This window comes from Stieleria sp. JC731 (genome assembly GCF_020966635.1).
Classification (GTDB): Bacteria; Planctomycetota; Planctomycetia; order Pirellulales; family Pirellulaceae; genus Stieleria.
Genome location: NZ_JAJKFQ010000002.1, coordinates 275878 through 298109, shown reverse-complemented (window position 1 = coordinate 298109; position 22232 = coordinate 275878). Strand labels below are relative to the sequence as shown.

At 52.5% G+C, this 22232-nt stretch carries 17 protein-coding genes; 3 read left to right on the top strand and 14 right to left on the bottom strand.

The features are described 5' to 3' along the window. Positions 1 to 10 precede the first annotated feature (10 nt). The 6 genes from LOC67_RS06900 to LOC67_RS06875 form a co-directional block, all read right to left on the bottom strand. A complete protein-coding gene (locus LOC67_RS06900; protein ID WP_230261797.1) occupies positions 11 to 1132 on the bottom strand; it encodes a hypothetical protein in 1122 nt (373 codons plus the stop codon). Between the two features lie 14 nt (positions 1133 to 1146). Continuing rightward, entirely contained in the window at positions 1147 to 2193 is a 1047-nt protein-coding gene (locus tag LOC67_RS06895) for a hypothetical protein (RefSeq protein ID WP_230261796.1), read from the bottom strand. Positions 2194 to 2218: 25 nt separating this feature from the next. Further along, positions 2219 to 2542 carry a hypothetical protein gene (locus tag LOC67_RS06890; protein WP_230261795.1) on the bottom strand — a complete coding sequence of 108 codons (324 nt, stop codon included), beginning with the start codon at positions 2540 to 2542 and terminating at the stop codon, positions 2219 to 2221. 3 nt (positions 2543 to 2545) lie between these two features. Beyond that, positions 2546 to 5086 carry a pentapeptide repeat-containing protein gene (locus tag LOC67_RS06885; RefSeq protein ID WP_230261794.1) on the bottom strand — a complete coding sequence of 847 codons (2541 nt, stop codon included), beginning with the start codon at positions 5084 to 5086 and terminating at the stop codon, positions 2546 to 2548. Positions 5087 to 5194: 108 nt separating this feature from the next. Then, positions 5195 to 6706, bottom strand: coding sequence for a porin (locus LOC67_RS06880; RefSeq protein WP_230261793.1), 1512 nt, complete (start codon positions 6704 to 6706; stop codon positions 5195 to 5197). 376 nt (positions 6707 to 7082) lie between these two features. Then, positions 7083 to 8354 (bottom strand): ankyrin repeat domain-containing protein, encoded by a 1272-nt coding sequence (locus LOC67_RS06875; protein ID WP_230261792.1) that lies wholly within the window; start codon positions 8352 to 8354, stop codon positions 7083 to 7085. Between the two features lie 826 nt (positions 8355 to 9180). On the opposite strand from LOC67_RS06875, the gene LOC67_RS06870 reads away from it, so the two are divergent. Next, entirely contained in the window at positions 9181 to 10527 is a 1347-nt protein-coding gene (locus LOC67_RS06870) for a DEAD/DEAH box helicase (protein WP_230261791.1), read from the top strand. A gap of 261 nt (positions 10528 to 10788) precedes the next feature. Beyond that, positions 10789 to 11469 carry a DUF374 domain-containing protein gene (locus LOC67_RS06865; RefSeq protein ID WP_230261790.1) on the top strand — a complete coding sequence of 227 codons (681 nt, stop codon included), beginning with the start codon at positions 10789 to 10791 and terminating at the stop codon, positions 11467 to 11469. Positions 11470 to 11553: 84 nt separating this feature from the next. Here the strand turns inward: LOC67_RS06865 and LOC67_RS06860 are convergent, their stop codons facing one another. From LOC67_RS06860 to LOC67_RS06830, 7 genes are all read right to left on the bottom strand, one after another. Further along, positions 11554 to 11757 carry a helix-turn-helix domain-containing protein gene (locus tag LOC67_RS06860; RefSeq protein WP_230261789.1) on the bottom strand — a complete coding sequence of 68 codons (204 nt, stop codon included), beginning with the start codon at positions 11755 to 11757 and terminating at the stop codon, positions 11554 to 11556. 31 nt (positions 11758 to 11788) lie between these two features. Next, positions 11789 to 12424, bottom strand: a complete 636-nt coding sequence (locus LOC67_RS06855; RefSeq protein ID WP_230261788.1) for a DUF2975 domain-containing protein — start codon at positions 12422 to 12424, stop codon at positions 11789 to 11791. Between the two features lie 153 nt (positions 12425 to 12577). Next, positions 12578 to 13933: a DUF1559 domain-containing protein gene (locus tag LOC67_RS06850; RefSeq protein WP_230261787.1), complete on the bottom strand. Its 1356-nt coding sequence runs from the start codon at positions 13931 to 13933 to the stop codon at positions 12578 to 12580. A 230-nt stretch (positions 13934 to 14163) separates the two neighbouring features. Continuing rightward, positions 14164 to 15684, bottom strand: a complete 1521-nt coding sequence (locus LOC67_RS06845; RefSeq protein ID WP_230261786.1) for a hypothetical protein — start codon at positions 15682 to 15684, stop codon at positions 14164 to 14166. A gap of 25 nt (positions 15685 to 15709) precedes the next feature. Then, positions 15710 to 16411 carry a hypothetical protein gene (locus tag LOC67_RS06840; protein ID WP_230261785.1) on the bottom strand — a complete coding sequence of 234 codons (702 nt, stop codon included), beginning with the start codon at positions 16409 to 16411 and terminating at the stop codon, positions 15710 to 15712. Positions 16412 to 16417: 6 nt separating this feature from the next. Further along, positions 16418 to 16954 carry an RNA polymerase sigma factor gene (locus LOC67_RS06835; protein ID WP_230262609.1) on the bottom strand — a complete coding sequence of 179 codons (537 nt, stop codon included), beginning with the start codon at positions 16952 to 16954 and terminating at the stop codon, positions 16418 to 16420. An 863-nt stretch (positions 16955 to 17817) separates the two neighbouring features. Next, complete coding sequence (locus LOC67_RS06830) at positions 17818 to 18426, bottom strand: PEP-CTERM sorting domain-containing protein (RefSeq protein WP_230261784.1); 609 nt, start codon at positions 18424 to 18426, stop codon at positions 17818 to 17820. Positions 18427 to 18963: 537 nt separating this feature from the next. On the opposite strand from LOC67_RS06830, the gene LOC67_RS06825 reads away from it, so the two are divergent. Continuing rightward, positions 18964 to 19665 carry a transposase gene (locus tag LOC67_RS06825; RefSeq protein WP_230261783.1) on the top strand — a complete coding sequence of 234 codons (702 nt, stop codon included), beginning with the start codon at positions 18964 to 18966 and terminating at the stop codon, positions 19663 to 19665. A gap of 565 nt (positions 19666 to 20230) precedes the next feature. Here LOC67_RS06825 and LOC67_RS06820 read toward each other — a convergent pair. After that, entirely contained in the window at positions 20231 to 21970 is a 1740-nt protein-coding gene (locus tag LOC67_RS06820; protein WP_230261782.1) for a DUF885 family protein, read from the bottom strand. Between the last annotated feature and the right edge of the window lie 262 nt (positions 21971 to 22232).

Below are 22232 nucleotides of genomic sequence, written 5' to 3'. Positions count from 1 at the left end.
GGCTCTAGCGTCAAGTGAACTTCAGTGTTTGTAGCAATGCGGCGCGATCGATTTTATCTTCAGAAATCATCAGATGGACCGGGCCGTCCGGTTCGAACACGGTGAGTGGTTGAAAGATCAGTCGGCACATTTCATAGTGCATTAGCCCAAAGATCGTTGGTCTGGTTTTCTTTTTTCGGTAGCCATCGAGTTTCTTTCGAAGGGCTTTGCCTTCGTTCGCTTGCGAGACGACAGCGTCGAGGTGCAAGCCGTTGGCGGACAGTGGGTAGACGTTTTGTCCCTCACGACCTTGATCGATTTTCGCTTCCATCGTCCATTGATCGAACATGACTTCTTCTTGCATTTCGATGTCTAGATCGAATGGGCTGGTCTCATGTTGTTCAATGCGTTTGATGGCTGATTCCAGATCCCAATGGAAAAGCGACTCCCAATCGGTAAATGCTTCGCCAGTTTCGACGGTGCTCTTTTCGTTCAGGCTGATCCGTCCACCTCCGAAATCGTCAACGGCGACTGCACAGTTTTGAATCGTGATCTTGTTGCCTTCCATGAGGTCGCTTGCTTTGAACTTTTGCCGCTGGGGCAAATGCAAGAAGCCTTCGGCAGGGATCTCGGTTCCGGGCTTGATTGGGAAAATGCAGGACCAAACTAAGCGATAATGCTTGGGGATCCGCTTGCCGGATTTGGAGAGCGTTCGAAAACGAAACTCGAAGGCACAGTAGGCGTTTTGGACTTCTTTCTTCGAGACACCCACCGTGACCAGTTCCAGCTTCTTTACCGGTTCGGTCGCAGGTACCCAGAGTAAACGGTCAAACTCGTCTTCGTCGTTTTCAGCAAGAGCATGCGAAAGACCGCGGCACAACATCCAGGCACGATTCAAGAAAAACGTCAGACGTTTGGCTGAAAAACGAGGGTCTTTATCGGTGAATCGGCCAAGTTCTTCGTTGGAAGCACGCAGCGTCGATCCCAGTCGCAGCAATCGCATCCGTGACGCTTCGCGGAACGAGACATCAAGCGTTTGACGCGTTGACTTCGATGCCGTTGTCAGTCCGGTCAACAGCAATTCTTCGATCGAACTAGCTACGTCATCGAGGAGTCGTAGCAGTTTTTGGCGATCATCTTGGGGCAGCTTCATGATTCCGTCGGTCGCTACAACGAATAGTAATCTTCGGGAATCGTTTCGGTCGGTCGCCAATCGACTTCACCGGCGACGACACCTTTGTATTGCAGCAAAATTTTTGTCGTGAACTCGAGATCGCGTTTGGGACTGCGTCTCCCGGCATCGCGAATCCATGTCCAAGCCAACTTTGAATCGAATTCACCCGCTTGAACCAAGCCGATCATCAGTACAAGAAGATGTTTGCAGGGACTTCCCTGTAGTCCCATGCAGTCTGACAGATCGGTCGTCGTACATCCGTACCGCCCATTGTTTTCCAAGTACGGAACATAGACGATGTCGTCCCTCGTCTGACTTTTGACGACTCCGATTAGATGATGATCGTCAAGGATCGAGTACAGCTGAAAGCTCTCCGACTGCAACATCTTCATTGCACGTTGGATCTTCTTTTCGTTGACAACACTGTAGAGATTGCCAACGAACGTCGGGAAGGACATCTCGTCCGATTCTTTGGGCATCTCTTGTCGCACCAGTTCCAAGAATCCTTCTTCATCGATAATGGCAATCGATGCTCCTGCGTCTTTAAGTTCTGTCGCCGCACGCTGTGCGGCGGATTTCCCTTTGGCGCGACGGTTGCCAACGACAAGATAGTCAAGCGATTCATCGATTTCTGGCTGGACGATCGCACCAACCGCTTCGACCATCTGGGAAAGCAGCTTTGCGTCGAAGTCTTGTGGACAGCAATCGAAACCGCCACAAAATGCAAAACGTTTTTCGGCCATGTCCAAGCGGACGAGATCGCGAAACGCAGGCTCATCAAGGATTTCGATACTGCCTTCGTCCTTGGAATTTAGTTTGATCGCTTTGCGAATCGCCGTTGCTCGACCTTTTTGACGTCCGTCGCCGATGACAAGAAAGTCCAATGAGCTGTCGACGTCCGTGCAGACGGATGCACCGAGGCGTTTGACAACTTCGCAAGGGCTGCCACCATGGTATCTGGGCCAGTCAGAAAACTGTCCAAAGAAGGCAACAGTCTTGCCGGACAAGAGGTGCTTTTTGCCTTTCTTCTTTTTGCTCATGACTCGACTTGCTCTCCGCTACTGATTAGCAGTGCTGATTTGAAACAGTGCTGCTGACGAGTAACTGCTGAGCAACTTGTAGTGTAAGGACTCGCTCGAACGTACGAAGGGTCGATTGGGCACGCAATAGCTTTGACGCAGCGGCACGATCGTCGTTTTCGATCGATCGAATCAATTCATCGATACTGTTGCCCAGGTACTTCGCGCCGATCCCGTTTAGCTCATCGCATAGATTTCGAAGAACTGTTAAGTGTTCGGCACCACAAGTCCGCAACCCGCGAATGGCCAAATCTTCGAACAGCCGCTGGAGGTGGCTGATCGTTTGCACGATTTCGTCGACTTCTGACATCAATTAGAACGCATAGTAATCTTCGGGGATCGTTTCCATCGGACGCCAGTCGACTTCTCCCGCCTCGGCACCTTTGTACTTTAGCAAGACCTCCGACATTTGGTCTTTGTCTAGCTCGGGTTTTTTACCCAAGCTGGTATGCGCCCATGTTGCCGCTTTATTTGCATCAAGCATTCCACCTTTGGTCAAGCCAACGATTAGAACCAACAGGTGTTTGCACAACGCACCACGCAGCCCGCCGCAAGGGTTTAGGTTTTGTGTGCAACAGGTGAATTCGCCTGCCGACGTCAGTTGGCATGAATAGACGAGCGAGGCATCGGTTTGGCTTTTGACGACACCACGAAATGCTTCATCGGAGACTTCAGAAAACAATTCAAAGCGATCCGCCTTGAGCATTTTCATGGATTTGGACAAACGGGATTTGTCAACCGTCAGCTTCAACCGATCCATGAAACTATCAAAGTCGATGACTTCTTCATCGATTGACGGCAACGCTTCGGCAATGCGCGGGTCAATGCCGATACCGGCAAACTTCAATGTCTCAGGGATTTCAAAACCATTGGGGAAGGCTGTCTTTTCGTCAAAGACATTGTCTTCCCAAGTCACATCTTTAAGTTTGGCATTGGCAAACTGAGTGCCCTTCAAGCTAGCGTCCGCCAAGTTTGCTCCGGTGAGATCGGCGCCTTCAAAGTTAGCTTTGTCGAGCGTGCACCACTCGAGATTTGCTTTCTGCAGTTTTGCAAGACTGAAGGTCGCTTCGGTTGCGACGGCACCTTTCAAGTTTGCATCTCGCAGGTCAGCAGCACTGAAATCGGTTTTCTTCAGCTTCGCCCACTGCAGATCTGCTTTGCGTAGGGCTGCTGAATTGAATTTGCTTCCTTGAAAATCAAAGCTTTCGGCCGATAATCCGGCTAGCTTTGCCGATGAGAAGTCTTCATTCCGAAGCTGGTTTTGTTTCTTGTCGACAAGAACTTGATTGTCGCGGGCGTTGAATGCTGCGACACCGGCTTTGCCGCCACGGATTTCATCGAGCAAGTCCTGCTTGATCTGATCTGACTTGGCCTGCGACTTTTTCTTTGCTGCTTTGAGGTCGTCATCGGAAGGGATATCGGTATCAAACACTTCGGCGAGTGCTGCGATGACAGCTTCCTGCAATGCTTTGCCTTTCACAGCACTTTTGGAAGACTTGACTTTGATGGTTTCGAACCTCAGTTCGCCATGTCCCCAGTTCTCACCCGCGTGCTTCAAAGCATTCGTAAAGGTTTTGAGATAGGTGGTATCGCTAATCGTCGAACCGTCGATCTCGATAGAGAATTTGGAAACGAAGTCCGACCGATAGTAATTGCCTTTGTCGATTTCAATTTGAACGACGCCGCTTTTCAATTGAACCGCACCGGTGATCGAAATCGCATCCGCTTTATTGACGATCGCCGAGAGGTCACGACATGCCTTGCCGGTTTTGACTGCGGTTATCGTTGGCAGTTGCAGTCCCTTGGCTTTCGAAATGTCGGTGGTGCCTTCGAACTTGGTGCCAAATAACAATGTGTCGCCAAACTTTGCACCGGTCAGATCCACGTCTTTGAAGACGGTTCCGTTCAGGCTGGCACCCGTAAAATCGGCATTGCGGCAATTGACATTGGTAAGCGTCGAATGTGAGAGCTTTACCTGGCACAGCTTTGCGCGGGTAAAAGCTGAATCTTTGATTGTGACATTCGTAAGTTCGGATTGGCTGAGGTCAGCCGAGGTGAAGTCGACTTCGGTAAGGCTGGCGCTTGGGAAGTCTGCTTCCGTCAGGATGGCCCTTTTGAAGGTCGTGCGGATGACTTTAACGTAGCCAAAGTAGGAGTCGTCCAGATTCGCGCCTGTGAAATCACAGTCACTGAGATCTTGTTTGTTGCCGTAGGTTTGGTATCCGACGAACATATGTGGCAGATTCGCGGCTTTGCAGGAGCAGTTCGTCATCCCGGATGGTCGAAAGTGCTCGCCATGTGCTTTGTCCATGCGAACACTGCGAAGAATACCCGTTTCGAGCGTTTTGAGATGCGACTCACGCAAGTCGGCCCCATCAAGCTTGACTGGGCGAAGGTTTAAGTCGACAAGGTCTGCACCACGAAGATTGGTCGATGTCAGGTCGATCGATTCGCCTTTCCCATAATAATAGCTATGGCTGCGTTGAAACAATTCCTGCAATCGCTGGCGACCTAGGTCACCGGCGGCGACGAGTGCAACGATTTCGTCTTCGTCAGGAACGAACGCTTCGCGAAAGTCAGATTCGCTGATGGTGACGATCGCCGCGCCCTTGTTATTCAGGGCAGCCGCTTTTTTGACGGTCCCGGCGGTCGCGCCTTTTTCTAGCACGACTAGCTGGTCAACTTTATCGTTGATGGTCTTTTCGATCTCGGCGCCTTCATCACGAGCCCATGATTCGAAATCCGCTCGAGAGTCGCCGTAGCCGCCAGGCTTGCCAGTAAAGCAGAGCCGTTGACCTGTGAACCGAGGTTTGAACCAAGCTTTTGACGCCGCCGCTTTTTTCTTCTTCGCCATCGTTGTCCTCTCCAAAGCCTAAGTTGTACAGCACAACCAGGTGCCGCGCGGCTCGGGTGAGGATTTCAGGTCAGGATTTTTTACGAAGTGACCTACTGAATTTGTGGCCTAATACTCCGCCTGAAACTGTGTCCGGAATAACGTTCCATCGTCACCGACCAAAATATCACTCGGTGTGCTTTGCAATGGGCTGCTGTCTAACTCTGTAATATCGAACGTCACTTTGACTTGGGGGACAGACAGCGGATACCAATTGAAGCCAACTGCATATTCGAGTCCGTTTCCAAACATCCCACTAACCTGCGAATATCGAAGGTTCGCATCGAGTCGTTTGGGTATCAGGAACCGACCGCCTTCGACGTAGAAGCCATGCTGTTCCAGGCTGCTTTGCGGCAAAGGTTGATCAGCGGTCAAGCTTTCGATCCATCGCATATATATCTCAGAATCGAAGCTCCAGCCCATGTACTTGATCGCAGCATCAATTCCATACATGTAGATGTCGTAATTCGATACCGTCGCCCCGGGGCCGATCGCACCGGTTTGCGTCAAACGCGTTCCGTCAGAAAGCCGGACGAAATCAGCTTCACTCAGTGGCACACCTCTTTGGTCAGACGTTTGTTTTGAATAGACGAATGAATGTCCAATTCGGACCAGTGGGGTGCAGGAATGATCAAAATCGACGAGTTGCCCGCCAAAGTCTCCCCAAGGATCGATGTAGCTACTGGCGGCAAATGCGAAGCGATCGTCACTGCGTGAGTTAGGTACATTTGCATTTCGATAGCCATCTCCGGCCATCAGTTGGTATTGGCAGCGCTCGCCAATCGTTCCGATTCCGAAGATTCCGACGGTTCGATCAGGTCGAAAGAAATCGTTTGCCATCGGGCGGTCGGCAAAGCGAGTGCGTCGTGCCGACATGATCCACTGGCGGCTTCCGGGGACTTTGCGTTTGCCCATCTGAATTCGAAAGTTTTCGGTCAGTTGCCATCCCCACCAATAATCCATGAAGTCAACCGTGTGTGAACCATCTGTGTCGCCATCGAGCTGCAGGAAATAGGTCAAACGCTCGTCGACGGCATATCCTTTAAACACAAGACGGGCACGCTCGATGTCAAATACGTTGCGGTGTCGAACCGAACGAGTTGTGCCCGATTGATCGGTCCACGAGGTGATGTCTTGTTCGAAGTCATGATGTCGAAACTGAATCCAGCTGCAGATTTTTAGCTGAAAGGGATGAGCTTGTTTGTCAAAGGGAACGATCGTGAACCCTTTATTGAAGTCCGAATAGAAATCAATCGTCTGATGCGATGGTCCGGATTCGAGTAAGCCATCGCAATCGACTTCGACCGGCTGTTGGATGACCAAGGGGATGCGGGCGATGCTTCCTGGTGTGCAGTCGGTGTCACTGTCGTCAGGGAAGATTCCAAAGGGAAGTGATGTTGCGGTCTGCTGTTCATTCAGCAATTGCTTCAGCTGATCGATTTCAAACGCTTGCGCATCGACTTGTTGCTGCAGGCGAATCAGTGAGGGCGATTGGAATGTTTCTTGGCCTCGGGCATCGCTAGCTTGGGTAAACCCTAAGGCAGCCAAAGTGAAAAGTACTCGCAACGTTTTCACATTCATTGTCGGTCACCAGACACGTCAAAAAGGTATCGCTTTATCCGATTGGTAGGTCTGCTTATCGGGCTGGCAACCGTCATCATCCAACCGATCATTTCGATCCGCCTGAGCGACATGATGAAACGGGATAAACGTCAACTTCGAAGGGGCGTTTTCATTGCCAAATGTCGGCGAAGCGGTGCCGTTAGTCCGTCTGCTTGAATTGAGGACGAACCCCAAGCCTGGTGTCACTCACAAGATATCGTCTAAGAAAGACCGTCAACGGGCCGCTTGATTTCGTCTGTTTGTCGAATCGCAGGTGCACAAGACCTGCGTCTGAAAAGTCTTGATCTGCGGAAGTTCCTGTGCACCTGTCGGGATGGTTCATTGCTGAGGAGAGTCAGTTGCCTTCATGGTTCGAAGCTTGCTCTCGTTGCTCCAACGTTTGCATGCCTTGTTCTATTAGCCACTGAGCGACCGCCTTTCGATTGTTCAAAAGCTCTTCGAACGCTTCGTCGACAGGGAGCTTTTTCATTCCGAACGTAATTGGACTGATTTTTCGGTATGAGACCATGCGGTAGCCGCTCCCCGTTGGTGGGCGTGTGGCATAGTCCAACGCATTTAAGCCAGCGGTCCCACCCGTGTAATCTGTCAGCACGTCCGCAACAAAGCCGCCGCGAGAGGTGGCGAATACCGGTCCATAAACCCCAATGCCGCGTTTGCCATCGCTAGAAACTTTGACAGGCTGATCCCAAAGAATGCTGACCAGTTTGTAGCGACCAGCTTTCGTGAGCGAGGTTTTTTCGCAGCCAAGATCCGAACAGGCTTCGATATCTGCGCCCATTTCGACCAGTCGCTTAACCAAATCCAGTTCACCTGCTGCGGCGGCAAAGTGCAGCAATGTCTTTCCGCTTGCTTTGGCGTGGACGCTTAGCTTTCCGTTCTCGATCAAGTCACGCAGTGGTTCGGGGTTACCAAGAATTAGCTGTTCAAGCTCCTTTGGGTAGCGAAGCGTTGTGCTGCGGAAGTGGTGGTAGGTTGGCTGGATGAGAGCCAGTTCGTTTAATCCAAGTCCTGATGACTGCTGCCACTGGGAAAGGCCATCGGTTTTGATATTCGCAAGGAAGTCTAGCTGGTGTTCTGCGTTGATCTGTTCTGCCAGCTCAGCATTGCCTGAGGCGGCAATGAGGTAACCGACGGCGCAGTGGGTTCCTTTTGCATCGATAAAGACCGGGCATCGGCCAGCGATATAGATGTTTTTGGGGAACCTACCTGCGGCGGTATAAGCCTTCAGGGTTTCAATGTGCTTTGCTCGGTTTGATTTCTGCTCTGGCGTCAGATGAGAAACGTCTGCGGCGAGAAGTTCAAGCGTTACCAAGCGAAGGTGTATTTGGATCAGCGAGTGCTCGCTATTCATCTTCACCGGCTGTGTTAGCTGGTCGAAGCGGGGCGTAAGGTCTAGCCATCCTCGATTGAGCTCACATAGCCGTTGGTAGAGCGGCTGGTTCGAGCTGGTGATATTGTTAGAGGCTGCTGTTTCACTAGCGATCGTTTCTGATCGTGGAAGTTCGACATTCGATGAAGCTTGGGCAAATGCTTGTACCCCTGCTGTGATCACGGCAAATGCGGCAAGTGCCGAAGCGAACTTGAGTCGCAGGCTTTTCAGGGACATTGTTATTCTCGTGAATTTGTTGGTTTCAATTCGCACCAGAGTTGGTTGTGGGTACCTGCGAAGAACTCTGCACAACCGCTTAAACACTTTTCGTGAATTCCTGTTGCGATACAGAAAGCACGCCTGGGGCCGTCTATCGCGGCAGCCGCGTCTCAGGCTGGGCCGTCAAAAGCTGGCAAAAGTCGTATGAGCGACAGATGAAGAATTGCCGTTGGATTGGGGGCCAATGTCGCTTCGTAGCCGGTCGGGGGGCGGTGCCGGGCAACCGATGGATGAATACTTTGGTGCCGTGTCGCACCAAAGAGCTTTGTAACGCGCCGCGTTGGTGCAAATTGAACAAGGCTTGACAATTGCAGTTGGCATTTAGGTGCCATGGTTGTAGGCTTAGGTGAATTGGTGTGTCCTATGAGCACCCAAATGCATGAATCGATCGGATGAATGAGAGAGGCGACGTTCAATAGTCGCGTCGTCCGATCAAGAGAAGCCCACCTGAGGTAGGAAGAAACTTCTCTAACGGCAAACCGGTGTTTGCCATTTGCCGCTAAACAACGGTCGTGTTGACCCATTGGAGAAGCGGTTTGCGTCATTAGACGCAATTCACTCGTTCGCATTCTTGTTGGCAGCGAGTTCAGTTCACGCGGTATTGTCGCTGATGGATCAGCAGCCTTGGGAATGTACGCCCTCGGTTCATGCCAGCACTTTTCGCCGCCAGACGAATTCGTCTCCGCTTCGTTATTCTTGATCCCGTGCGAAGCAAAATCGCCAATAGGCAGCACCGACCACATCGCAGCGACGATGGATGCGTGTGTCGAGTGGAGTTATTTAGATGCAAAGTTTTGAAACATTGAAATTGTTCAGCCCGCTTGAAAAAGCACTACGCGAGTTGAACTACACAACACCCACCCCGATTCAATCAAAAGCGATTCCGCCAGCGATCGAAGGGCTTGATATTCTTGGTTGTGCCAGCACCGGCACCGGAAAGACAGCGGCTTTCGCGATTCCGATTCTTGATTACTTGGGCTGTGAAAAGCCGAAGACTCGGCCCTATCACCCGACCGTTTTGATTTTGGCCCCGACGCGTGAATTGGTGATTCAAATCGCGGACAGTTTTGCTGACTATGGCAAGCACATGCGGTTCCGCCAAACGCTTGTTTACGGTGGCATTAAACAAAACGCACAGGTCCGCTCGCTCAGCAAAGGCACTGACGTGCTGATCGCGACACCCGGTCGCTTGATTGACCTGATGGACCAAGGCAAAGTCAACTTCGCTGACATCCAAATTTTTGTCTTGGACGAAGCCGATCGGATGCTTGATATGGGCTTCCTCCCGGCACTTCGCAAAATTGTCGCGAAGCTTCCCGAGGATCGGCAGTCGATGTTCTTTTCGGCGACGCTGTCACCAAAAATTCGCGAGCTAGCCGCGACATTCTTGTTCAATCCCGTCAGCGTGACTGTACCCAGCAAAGCACTGACCGCCGATGGCGTGAAGCAGTCTTTGCGCTTTGTTGAAACGAGTGGCAAGGTCAAGGCGCTTCATTCGTTCTTGTCCAACGACCAAGTCGACCGCACCATTGTGTTCACCCGCACAAAACATGGAGCGAACAACCTCGTTAAAAAGCTTGCCCGCGAAGGCATCGAGGCGTTGGCGATCCACGGCAACAAGTCGCAATCAGCGCGTCAGCGTGCGTTGGAGGCTTTTCGAAAGAATCGCGTGACGACCTTGATCGCAACCGATGTTGCGGCTCGTGGTATCGATATCGACGGCGTATCGCACGTTGTCAATTTTGATATGCCTGTCGAACCGGAAAGCTATGTCCACCGCGTTGGCCGAACCGGGCGTGCGGGTGCCGAGGGTGTGGCGGTTTCGTTTTGTACCTCCGGTGAGATGCAAGAGCTGAAAGCGATCGAAAATTTGATCGGTTTCAAGCTGCGGATTGAGAATCCCGAATTTCAACATTCGGCTTCATCAGGATCTCCGGCAAAAAAACGATCGCACGGTGGCCGTCGTCGCGGTTCGTCGCCTCGACCGCAAGGCAATTCCACAAAGTCGCAAAATTCAAAATCGCTGAATTCAAAGGCTCGCAAGTCCAAGGGGCAGCACTCGAGTCATCAACAGGCGACCGGGCAGGCAAAGCGTCGTCACAAACGGCGTCCCAATGTGACATCGGCTTAGAACGTTTGAAGGGTATCGCCTCCTGTGTGGGAGGCGATATTTTTTTTGGCATGCCTAGCTGGACGATACGTTGCCGATCAGCTTTGCTATTGCGATCACGAAAAGAGGCGACGCGAAAGCCAGATGAAGCGGATGGGCTTTTGTGTTGATAGGCGTTCCCGGGATCGCATCGATGCGGCGCTCCAAAGTTGGTGAAGTACCAAGCGTGATACAGGCAGTTTCGCGAGGCGGATTCCATCGAGTTTTCTTAGTGGTACCCTTATGTCGGTCTTGTTGACGGTTCAATCGTGGATGCTGGGATTCGTCATGCTCGCCCTGCGGGTGACATGTCGTGTGACAGCACACAATGATCCTCGCGAGCGTTTGCGTGATGCGGGACGGCCTTACGCGTTTTCGATCCTTCATGCCCATTCGGTCGCCGCAGCGATCAATCGCGAGCCGAACACTGCGGCAATGGTTTCAGCTTCTGAAGATGGCCAATTATTGATTCCGGCCTATCGATTGCTTCGAATCAAGGCTGTCCGTGGATCAAGTCGGCGGACCAATCGCGAGAAAGGCGGACGTCAAGCTCTTGATCAAATGATCGAACACGTTGCGATCGACGCATCGGTGGTGCTTGCTGTCGACGGACCGCGTGGGCCTCGAAATCATGTTCGTAAGGGGATCGCGGTTCTTTCGCGATCTTCTGGTGCCGCAGTCCTTAACGTGGTCACGATCCCAAGAAAGCGTTTCATCCTGTCGAAAACGTGGGACCGGATGCAGATTCCGGTGCCTTTCACGAAGATCGACGCCTATTTTGCCGAACCGATCCTTCCCGATGAATCAGAATCGGTCGAGGAATATCGCATTCGCATTCAAGATTCGCTGAATCAGCTGGAGTCAGTGCATGATCCAGAAGAATGCGAAATCAATCAGGCTCGTCGTAAAAAGCCTGTACGGTAAAAGCCTGTACGGTGACTTGTAGGGTGGATCGCAAAGTCGACACGGTTGGTTGTTGCTCACCAGCGAACTTAAGTCGCATCGATATTAGTCATCTTCGAAGGTGATGATGTCACCGGGTTGGCATTTCAACGCTCGGCAGATCGCATCAAGTGTGGAAAAGCGAACGGCTTTTGCTTTGCCTGTCTTAAGGATGGAAAGGTTGGCCAGCGTGATTCCGACTTCATCCGCCAGCTCAGTTAGTGACGCATCTTTTTCTTGCATCACTTCGGAAAGCTTTATTCGAATCATTTAAGGGGTCAGGCCTCTTTTCGGATAGGCTCTAAATGGTCAGCGACTGTTCTTCGCGAATTCTAGTGCCGTGACGAAAGACTTCCGACAGCACCAAGACGACGATCGCGACGGTGAACAATCCGGCGGGAAATTCCAGGCGACCGTTTAGATTAAAGCCGGTCGGTGTGACCATCGTGTCGGCATAGCCGGAAATCAAGAATTGTCCCAGGCCTTTGGCAAATGCGAAAAGCATGATCAGCATTCCGATCGTCCGCAGTCGAGACGCATTCTCGGGGACAAACGGATCGTCTTGGTCGATGGTCCGAACGATATCGCGAAGCTGTTTGACAAAACAGAGCGAGACGGAAAACGCTGCGCCCAGAAACACTAACGCAAGGGCTTTGTATTTGAATCCTGGCGGTTCGGTCTCGATGGCATCGGCGTAGGTAAGTTTGACTTTCGCAGGGCCGTCGAATTCGACGTTGACTTCATGACCGCTTCGGTCGATCGCCTGCAGTGGCGACGTGTCGATATGACTAGCGTATCCAGTGAACGACCGATGGTCGATGGCCGACGGTGCGAGTGTGATCCAAAGCGATGCGATAGCTGCTGTCGCGATCAGTCCCCACCACCAGACATTGACAAAAAGCTTTAGCAAGCTCAGTGAGATTGGTTTTGTGTTCATTTGCGATGCTCCTGTGTTTATTGTTTATCAATAAACACCAGGAGCGATCACAAGTCAATGTTGTTTTATCGTTTTTCGATAAAACGGTCGGTAGAGACAGGGAACCGATCATGCGCGGCTTCGGCCGTGGCGAAGCCGCATTTGTCCCAGTTTTCAATTCCCGTTTAGAGCATCGGGGTCGTAAGTTTCGGCGCCGTCGATCGTTAGCAGTTTGAAGAACAGATCCGTATCAAAGTCAGCCGATAGACGCCGAACGGAACCGTCCCACATGGTGGCGATAAAGCTTTGTTCCCCGTCCGAAACGAGATGCTTTTTCCAGTTCTGTTGATCGACAGGTAGGTCATCCGGTTTGGACCAAATCACTGCGGCTTCCTGCGTTGCGTTGACGACGCCGATCGTATTGGAAAGTCCATCAGTGATGTTCTTGAATTTCGTGGAATCACCTGGCCGTCCCATCGCGGTATCCTTCGTCATTGGTGCGACCATGGTTGTTTTCCCTTCTTTAATTGGAAGCGGCCCTGCGTAGACCTGAGGCATCTGTTCAATCAACGGCTTGTTGTTGGGACTGTCCCACGGTTCATCGAGATGGAATTTGCTCCAAAGTTCGTTTTCACCGATGAATGGAAGCAGGGCGACTCTCCAGCTAAGCAGACGCTTTCCCTTGGCATCGACAATCGCTTGAGGAGGAAGGCGGTTGTAGCTTGCGTGGAAGTTGTGGAATCCGAGCATGACATCGCGAAAGTCATTCAATCGCTCAGTCCGCCGCGCGTTGGTTGTCGCTTTCGTATGAAGTTCGGTGATCAAACCGACAAGCTGGTCTCGATTCGTGAAAACGAGTTCCGCCGTATTGCCGGTTGCGGTGGGAGCGACCGGTAATTGGGTTCCGAGTTGTTCAGAGATGATATTGACTAGCCATTCGGTCGCTGCCTTCGCCGCATCCGGGCTGTTCATGGTGGCTGACACTTTGGCACTAAACGTATCTGTATCTAAACCAATTGATAGGACACGAAGATTATCAACCTGGTTGAACGAGTCTAGCGAAGTCATGTCGGAAGGTGGAGTGTTTGCACTCCAGACCGGAAGCATATGGCGGAGGGCCCTGCTGGGGGCGATGGTCAATGCAACGGCATAGGTATTGTTGGTGATCGCATTGACAATGGCTTCGGGAAGAGCGGCTTCAGAGTCGGAAGCTACCTGAGCATTGGGTGACGCCAGTACCACACAATTCTCTTTGACGTCGACTCGTTGATGCGGTGCGATAGCAGTTAGTACCTGTTTCAGCGTTTCAGGCTTGCCGCTTGGCAGGACTAGTTTTGGCTGACCGCCGAATAAATCTGAAAAGTCGGCCACAACGTAGACCTTGGAGCAATCGTATTGGGTCAACGTCGCTTGGAGTGATTTTATGGTCGGTTGCAGGTTTGCAAGATTGGGATCATTCGTGGCTTTCGCTAGAACCGCACAGGTTTCGACTGGATCGGCTCTTTCCAGGTCGATCCATCCAATTATCATGGTCTGGTCGTTGACGAAAGGCCGAACCGCTTTGTGTTCTTCAGGGAATGGTTCTTGAGAACTGCATGGGATGCAAAGCATCAGCAGAGGGAAGGCTAAAGACAGAGGGTTTAGCGATCTCATGGCCGAAGTTCCTGTCATAGACGAAAGAGGTTGGTTCAAAAGGAACGCGATGCCGAAAGTTGCGTAAGCACTGCGTCGATGGTTAATTGCGGGCGATTACCCAGTGCCTACTGCTTGCGAAGTCTGACATGCAAGTCACTAAAGGATTTGGTGTCATCCGTTGTTTCGGCCGACAGGTTGAACGAAAGCGATTCGTTGTCGACCGAGTAGTCGAAACTCGCTCCGGTGTAGGGATCATTGGGGACCGGAAGGTCTGCTACCGCTTGCAGCGATTCTGGCAGTTGCCCTTCGATTGCCGCATGGTTGCGAATCGATTCAACCGCCATCAGTCGTCGGAGACGCAACTGTGTGCGAACGCCGGATTGGTTGACTGCAGTTACCGCTGGCAGAAGCAGGCCGGTAAGGATGCTCGCGATGTTCTGTGGATTTTTGTTTCTCCACTCCGCGAAATCTGCTTCTGAAACTTTAAGGACGCTTTGACGTTCTGGTTCTGAAAGTAAAAAGCCTTTTTGAAGGGCGTCCGTTTGTTCGGTGATCTCGTAATTCGCGTTTAGTAACACGGCTCGGATCTTCGACATTTGATTGACAACATCAGCGTTCATGCCTCGGTCGATAAGGGACTGTCGTGCCGACGGTGTTGAGTTATCCGCCAATAGCTGGAGCATGTAGACCATCGAAAAGTCAGATCGGCCGAGCTCTTTCAGATCAACAACCATCTTGGTCGCTTGCGCCATCCAGACCTCGTCTGAAAAATCGTTGTCCTCTGCCATTTCCAGAATTGGCATGTGTCGCTGCATCAAATTCAGTTCCAAAATCGCTTGCTCTGCTGGATCGCCAAGGTCTTTAGGAAGGCTTGCGAGCGCCCAGTAGAGGTTGGGGCAATCGGGCTGTTGAATCATGAATTCGATTTCATCGCACATGATGCTTGCGATCGCGTTACCGACCAACCGTTCGATTACGGTTTCGCCGTCACCGACGTATTCGGACAACCGGAATCCGATTCGCAGTTGCTCGATCGCTTCGTCGTACTTTCGTTGCAACGCGAGGGTTCGAATTCGAAATCTCAATGCCTTTGCCAACGATCGCGAGGCTTGGATTTCTGGTAGCAAGGTCATGTAAATTGCGCTACCGCGTTCATCGCGGATACGCAAATCTCGCGTCTGGTCTTCGCAGTAAGCAAGATGGCCAAGTTCTGTGCAGATTTGTTCAACGGCGTCCGAATAGGGCTGGATGGTTTCAAGCTTTGGCCCCTCTTGGAAATCCAGTTGGAAAGGGTGTTCGCTACCGTTTTGTTCGGCTTCACGCGACCATGCGAACTCGACATGTTGCAGCGAAACCATGGCACGGGCGGCATAAAGGTTGGCCGATCCAGGTTTCAGTTCGATTCGGCTGGGCCACAGTTGATACCGCAATGCGGGGTTGGGTTCGGAAGCTGGGGAGACCTCCAGTGCACTCTTTTTGGGAGGCTCTGGTGGTTTGGCTTCCGTGGGACGTGCCGATCCAAAGAGTTCCTCCGCAGTCATCGTGCTGCCGAGTTCACTCGCCGGTGGGTTTTCTTGTCCACGACAATGATCGGAGTGCCAAAGCATTCCGATCATTAATACGGCACAAAACGAAACGCGTGTCATTGTGCTTGACCTTAAAGCTGGTGGTTTAAGATTGAAACGACGGTTGATTTCCGAAGGGACGAAGGGCAGGCAACTCAATTGAGTGGTGACTGGAGCTTTTCGATGGCTGCCAATCAAAACGTATCGGCCCCAATGTGCCCGAAGGAGACGTGATCGAAGGGGAGCCGGTTTCGTCAAAGGACACCGTGTGATTGGATCGACTGTCGCCAGCCTGGATAACACTGCGATGGGTGATCGGTGTCGACACGAGGGGACGCGTTGACGATGGCGGTTGGGTTAGTGATTGCCAAAGTGTCAGCAATGGTCCCGATTGATCGGACAGTGTTGTCGCGACGGCCGGCGAATTCGAGTTGCGGACCGCAAGCGATTGGTTCTGTTCCAGTTCGAATGATGGGACAGGATTTACGGTTGTCTGCGTTGTGTGCGATGCCTTATCGTTCTGGGCTGAGTTGTTGGCTTGTGCGATTGATGGATCGAATTCTGGTGTAAAGCATGCGATCCAAATCAGAAAGCCAGCTGCCGTTGCCAATCCGCCACTGAGTAGTCCGCCGATGAAACCACGGATTCGATGATTCTGCTCCAACGCAATCTGTTGTTTCGCGGCATGCCAACCCGCCTGGTACAGCATCTCTTCCATTCCTGAAGGAACTTCGGCAAGCGGTGCGGTTGCCAATTGCCTTTCGAACGCATTCGGCTTTTGATCGTCTGGTGGGCTTTGGTGATTCATTTTCGATCAGATATCGGCGGTAAATAAATCGTTGAAGGCACTACTTTGTTCTGCGAGCAGGCATCGCAGTTTTTGCAATGCCGCGTGATAGTCACGATGGACTTGGGATCTGGAACGCCCGGTCAAGTCTGCGATTTCCCGGAAGGCCAATCCATTCCAGATGCGAGCGATGATCAACTCTCTTTCGTCAGTCGCCAGCGAAGTCATCGCGGTGCTGAGCTCATCGATCTGCGACCGCGTCCAAGGCCCGACGAAGCCGGCTTGATCCGAAAACACGAACTGTCTTGACCGTTCGCTCGCTGCCAAGCTTTCCTGTTCACGTCGCCGGGTACGATTGCGAACTTTGGAGATCGCTTCGTTGCGGACAACGGTTGCTAGCCATGCCTGGACGTCGTCAGGTGCTGGGCGGGCGAGCGACAGTTTGATGAACGCCGCTTGCACGCAATCGCTGGCATCATCGGAACCGCATCGAGCACTAGCTAGCAGCGTTAAACCACCTGCATGGCGTCGCCAGAGATCGGCAAGTTGCGACGCGGTGATCACAGGCAATCTGGCTCATGCTCTAGTAGGAAGTAAATCGCGTCGCGATAGGTTCCTGGCAATCGGCGGAACTGCCCAAGAATTGCCTATCGCGAAAGGGGAACGCCCCAGGCTACTAGATTGACGCTGGCGGACCGAATTGTCCCGCCGCGAAGAAAGATATTTTCGAACCTTTGTAGAGAACCAAGGCCAACAAAGCCGCCCGCACCCCAAAAGTCTCCATCACGCTCCGCGTGATGCACACGCAATTTCCAAACTTATACGACACCTCAAGGTACCCATCACGCTCCGCGTGATGACTGAGGTAGCCTGGTTTGGGTAGTCAGTGCAGGAAGGCCAGCTTCGATTCTGGATCGGCATCCACACGCAACTTTCATATTTCTAACGACGGCTTCTGTACCCATCACGCTCCGCGTGATGACTCCCCAGTTCCGCATCGCGATAACACTTAACGTGCAAGTGCGCTCGTAAGAGACGACCAATGAGTTCGCAAAGAACAGTTTGGGATTCTCGCGTGGGTGCGTGAAGAAATGATTACCCAAGTCAGTTGTTGCGAGATTCCAAGTCGTTAGCCAGCTCAGTCAATGAGACTGAATCTTTCTCGGCAAGCGACTCATCGGTCAGTGATGAGTCGCCAAGGATACGCTGCAACACATGAATTTGGTCAATTTGGCACGGGCCTTCAATTCCAGGATCTCGGGAAACTGATCCTTAGCTTCCATAGTTCGGTTGTCGTGGATCATGCGTGATTCGGATCTTTTAACGGTAACCGACTGATGGGAGTGCCATTAAAAAATTAGAAAGCAGGGCTTCGCTCATGCGTTCGCCGCAAAAGAGGCCTGCCCGCTTTAATTTCTTCATGCGAGTCATCGTCTACGACGTTTGCAAGCGACAACTGAGACGAGGCCCATCAGCAAGACTGCCGACGTCGGTTCTGGCACGGCCGAAATGTCCAAGGTCAGCGTAGGGGGCCCACCTGGGTCAAAAACATTCACCACACCCTGGATTGTCGTGTCTGCTTGGTCCTCGGCGCCCTGCAATCTAAAGCCAATAAAATCTCCTCCCTTGATAAAGCCGTCGACCGTAGCGGCGTCCAAGGAGATCGAGATCGTCCCACTACCTTCAGAAATAGGGTCGTAGGTCGCCACCAATGTTGATGGTCGGGCTCCATCGTCTGGAAACGTCAGCACGCCATCTGCCTGGTAAGCGAGAATTTCGATGTCGCCTGGATCGTTAGGTGTGCCAAAGACACCAAGAGACAAGGTCGCACTCGATACCATTTCGCTATCGCCAACAACGGAGACATCGAATTCAAAAAACAGAACTTCGTTGACAACACCATCTATGCGTCGGATGGTGTTGAAAAAATTTCCGTTACCGCCGGAATTGAACGTTCCATCAAACCCATCGTCGCGAAGTGTCGCGTCGAAGTTTGGCGTCAAGTTGACGATCGCACCGCGACCTGTTTCAGCCATACAGGAAGCCAAGATTGCAAATGCTGCGCAGCAATGAAGTACACGTACCATTGATTACCCTGCTATTTGACGAGAGAGATTAACGCTGAGTATCGCCGGTGGTCTATGCATCGGTTGCATTGATAAACCTCCGCTACAGCCCCACGGGCTATAGGTTAGCCAATACCGCGCAGCATGGGGGCGCAGAATAACCAATTGGGATTTTCTGTATCGCACTCGGCGCACTGACGCCAGGGTAAAAAGGGTGTTAGGTAGGTAGTTGGTTGACTGGGTGGTTTCCAAGTCGTGCCTTCCGCAGTCCATGACTGGACCTCTCCTCTTTTCCCCAGGTCCAAATTGGGACGAGCACCGCGAGTTGATATAGCGGGGCATCTATACACGTTCTCAATCGTGCCAACCGCAGGGTAATAATCTTTCACAAGGAAGCGGATTTTGAAGCGTTTGAGCAAGCAGCAAAGGGGTCAGGTCTCTTTTTGTCTGCGTGACTGTGGTAAGATGCGTTTTTGATGCTGACGCGATTTTGCAGGGCCTGAAACAATGCCTCGAGCTCCCCGTGCCGATGAAGCTGGTGGTCTTTACCATGTTCTCAACCGTGGCAATTTACGAGCCGAGATCTTCCACAAAGATGAAGACTACGCCGCATTTGAGCGAATCCTCGGCGAGGCCCTGGAGATCCATCAAGTTGAATTGTTTGCCTATCAACTGATGCCCAATCACTATCACTTGGTGATCCGACCGTTGGTCGACGGTGAGATGAGCCGCTTCATGAGCTGGGTCGGCGGTACGCATACGATGCGGTACCACTCACACTATCACACCGGAGGAACGGGCCACGTTTACCAACAACGCTACAAGAGTTTTCCGATTCAGGATGATGTTCACTTTCACGTGGTGTGCCGCTACGTCGAACGCAATGCGCTACGTGCAGGACTTGTCGACAGTGCCGAGCTATGGCGCCGGGGATCGCTTTGGAGATGGCATAACAAACAGGACTCGGAGCCCAAACTGCTGTCACCATGGCCACTTGCACGCCCGCCAAAATGGGTTACCCGAGTGAATCAGGCCTTGTCGGAAAAGGAATTGGAAGCGGTGCGCCGGTGTGCTCAGCGAGGTGCCCCGCTGGGTGACGAAGGCTGGGTTGAATCGATCGCACGACGGCTGAATCTAGAGTCGACGATGCGTCCCAGGGGCCGTCCTAGAATCCGCAAACCACCCCAGAACGCAAACAAAGAGGCCTGACCCCTTTTGGATCATGGATAACCGCATGCTGGCGCTTTGCGGCTGATGAGAACTGGAAATGCCGCACACTTGAGCCGTGATCGCGCAAGCGACGGGTCTCAGGAACAAACGCTAATCCACAGTGCTCACACTGGCGCACGCTGGCGCGTTGAGGTGGCCTGAGTTTTGGGGGCCACGCGTCCTTTCCGAGATCCTCGATTTTGGTAGCTTCTGTGACTCGCCCCTCACCCCCGGCCCCTCTCCCCGCAAGCGTGGAGAGGGGAGCCTGTGAAGGAAGGCGAGCTTCGCTTCTGGATCGGCGTGCACTCGCAGTTTCGATATTTCTGACGACGATTTAAGTACCCATCACGCTCCGCGTGATGACTCCACGGTTCTGCATCGCGGCAGCAACTGAAGTGCATTGAGGTGGCCTGTTTTTTGGGGGCCACGCGTCCTCTCCGAGGTCGTCGCTTTTGGAGGCTTCTGTGACTCGCCCTTCACCCTTGGCCACCTCACCCCGCAAGTGTGGAGAGGGGAGCCTGTGTAGGAAGCCCGGCAGCGCCATGCAACATTCAAGCGCCAACGACTACTCGTCCGCAAAACGCCATGTAGGTCGTGTGTCGGGGGTTAGCGGTTGATCGGTCATGTAGTTGCGGAGGACTTCCATGGGGATGCAGTGTTCTTTCAGCACCGCGTCGTGAAATTGTCGGTTCGTCATCTTCCCACCGACAACCAGTGTTTCGTGTAGCTTTCGCAACTGCAGTCCACCGAGCATGTAGGCAGCTTGATACAAGGGACTGTAGCCGCCCATGATCGAACGCCGTACTTCGGCGGTCGCGGCGGAACGTTCGTGTCCGACGCGATCAACCAAGTAGTCCACGCACTGTCCGGGCGTCATGGTGCCCAGGTGGTAGCTGAGGGAAAAGATGATCCGGGCACAGCGGTGTTTCCGCCAGAACAGCATGCCAACACGGTCTTCGGCGCTTTGTGCGAAATCAAGATCCCACAAAAGCATTTCCCAGTACAAAGCCCAGCCTTCGATCCAGAACGGCGTTCGGAACATCGAACGGTAGGCTTTGTACCTTGGCAACATATAGTGCTGGAGGTGGTGTCCCGGGATCAGCTCGTGATGAACCGTCGCACGCGCAAAGTGTTTGTTGTTGCTACGCATGCTCATCAGTTTCTCGTCATGCGTCATTTCATTGGTCGGGAATGAAACGATGATCATTGGGCCGCCCAGAAAGTAGGGATTCACCCGTTGCCGTTCAGGCGACATCATCGTGACTCGCCAACCGTTTGCAGCTAGCGGTGGGACGGTGACAAGGTCATGCGAATCGAGGAATCGAATCGCTTCCCATGCCAGGTCGCGAATCATTTTCGGCTGGTCACCAGGTTGAACATGTTTCGACTTGGTATGCGCCAACGCCGCTCGCCAGTCATCGCCGAACCCAAGTTCTTCTGAAGCGATCGCCATCTGCTGATCGCACCACTCCATTTCGCGATTGGCCAGTTCAATCAGTTCAGCGGGAGTGTGGGCGATCCATTCGTGTTGAAGTTCCAGTTCCAGTCCTTCGGCACCGATTGGCAAGCCGATAATGGTTTCTTGATCGGACTCGGGCACACCGACCAGCTTCTCGCGGATGGCGGTTCGGTGCGCTGACAGTGCGGCCCGCAAGCGTTTCACCGGTTGTTCGGCCCACCAGCTATAGCTCGGGTCGTAGCCATCGTAGAACCGGTGTGCTTCGGAAACACAGTTTTCAAACTGCGAGATCAGTTCTGCTGCTCGTAGGCCATCGAGACGTTTTTGGACCGCTTCATCGGACGTGTCCGCCAAGTCAGTTTTTTCGATTTGTTTTGCCGCGTTCTCAGCTTCCGATGCGATGCGGTCTAGATTGCCCGCGACGGTCATCGCATCGATGGGAGTGACCTCTTCACGGTCGGCGCAAAACTTTAGCAGTGATTCCCAGTAGGGGATCAACTCCGCTGCGGCATCATCGCGTTTCCATTGCAGCTGGTTGTTGGCGAGCTGGTATTCCAGCTCCGATCGGAACAGCAAAAAGTCGGTTTGGCCGACTCGATCGAGCTTGTCGAAATCAACTTCCTCAAGCCGCTTTAGCCAGTCCTTTGTCGTTTGCTCGGTAAGAGTTCTCGCCTTGGTATCGAGCGGCAAACGATAGCGACGTCGAAGAGTGTCTTTATCGGAATCGTAGCGAATGATCCAAGTTCGGATCTCTTCGGCATTGACGTCAGTCGGCGGTAGCGACACCAGTGACAACGCAGTCAGCGCGGAGAGCAAGAACGAACGATTAAAGCAATTGAGTATCATCAAAGCGACCGAAATCTGGTAAGCGGACCGTCAACAGATCGTCAAACGGCAACGTTTCGTATCGCCGAGTGACGGCCTATAAGATGGTCCAAAACAGACGACAGAACCAGTAAAAGCTACAGAAGTCGACGGTATTTCGGACGATTGCTCGGGTCGGTTTGTAACCGCTCGTTCGGTGGTTTCATCGCGAGTATTTAAGCCGTATTGATCGCTCGTGACCGCGGCCCACCCAAGCGTCGTTGATGGTGAGCGAGGGCGGGAG

Excerpts from the sequence above, each read along its gene's own strand:
- LOC67_RS06830 (WP_230261784.1), bottom strand. The coding sequence starts at position 18,426 with ATGGCTGAAACAGGTCGCGGTGCGATCGTCAACTTGACGCCAAACTTC.
- LOC67_RS06875 (WP_230261792.1), bottom strand. The coding sequence starts at position 8,354 with ATGTCCCTGAAAAGCCTGCGACTCAAGTTCGCTTCGGCACTTGCCGCA.
- LOC67_RS06885 (WP_230261794.1), bottom strand. The coding sequence starts at position 5,086 with ATGGCGAAGAAGAAAAAAGCGGCGGCGTCAAAAGCTTGGTTCAAACCT.
- LOC67_RS06860 (WP_230261789.1), bottom strand. The coding sequence starts at position 11,757 with ATGATTCGAATAAAGCTTTCCGAAGTGATGCAAGAAAAAGATGCGTCA.
- LOC67_RS06870 (WP_230261791.1), top strand. The coding sequence starts at position 9,181 with ATGCAAAGTTTTGAAACATTGAAATTGTTCAGCCCGCTTGAAAAAGCA.
- LOC67_RS06845 (WP_230261786.1), bottom strand. The coding sequence starts at position 15,684 with ATGACACGCGTTTCGTTTTGTGCCGTATTAATGATCGGAATGCTTTGG.
- LOC67_RS06900 (WP_230261797.1), bottom strand. The coding sequence starts at position 1,132 with ATGAAGCTGCCCCAAGATGATCGCCAAAAACTGCTACGACTCCTCGAT.
- LOC67_RS06825 (WP_230261783.1), top strand. The coding sequence starts at position 18,964 with ATGCCTCGAGCTCCCCGTGCCGATGAAGCTGGTGGTCTTTACCATGTT.
- LOC67_RS06895 (WP_230261796.1), bottom strand. The coding sequence starts at position 2,193 with ATGAGCAAAAAGAAGAAAGGCAAAAAGCACCTCTTGTCCGGCAAGACT.
- LOC67_RS06855 (WP_230261788.1), bottom strand. The coding sequence starts at position 12,424 with ATGAACACAAAACCAATCTCACTGAGCTTGCTAAAGCTTTTTGTCAAT.
- LOC67_RS06820 (WP_230261782.1), bottom strand. The coding sequence starts at position 21,970 with ATGATACTCAATTGCTTTAATCGTTCGTTCTTGCTCTCCGCGCTGACT.
- LOC67_RS06840 (WP_230261785.1), bottom strand. The coding sequence starts at position 16,411 with ATGAATCACCAAAGCCCACCAGACGATCAAAAGCCGAATGCGTTCGAA.
- LOC67_RS06890 (WP_230261795.1), bottom strand. The coding sequence starts at position 2,542 with ATGTCAGAAGTCGACGAAATCGTGCAAACGATCAGCCACCTCCAGCGG.
- LOC67_RS06850 (WP_230261787.1), bottom strand. The coding sequence starts at position 13,933 with ATGATAATTGGATGGATCGACCTGGAAAGAGCCGATCCAGTCGAAACC.
- LOC67_RS06865 (WP_230261790.1), top strand. The coding sequence starts at position 10,789 with ATGTCGGTCTTGTTGACGGTTCAATCGTGGATGCTGGGATTCGTCATG.
- LOC67_RS06880 (WP_230261793.1), bottom strand. The coding sequence starts at position 6,706 with ATGAATGTGAAAACGTTGCGAGTACTTTTCACTTTGGCTGCCTTAGGG.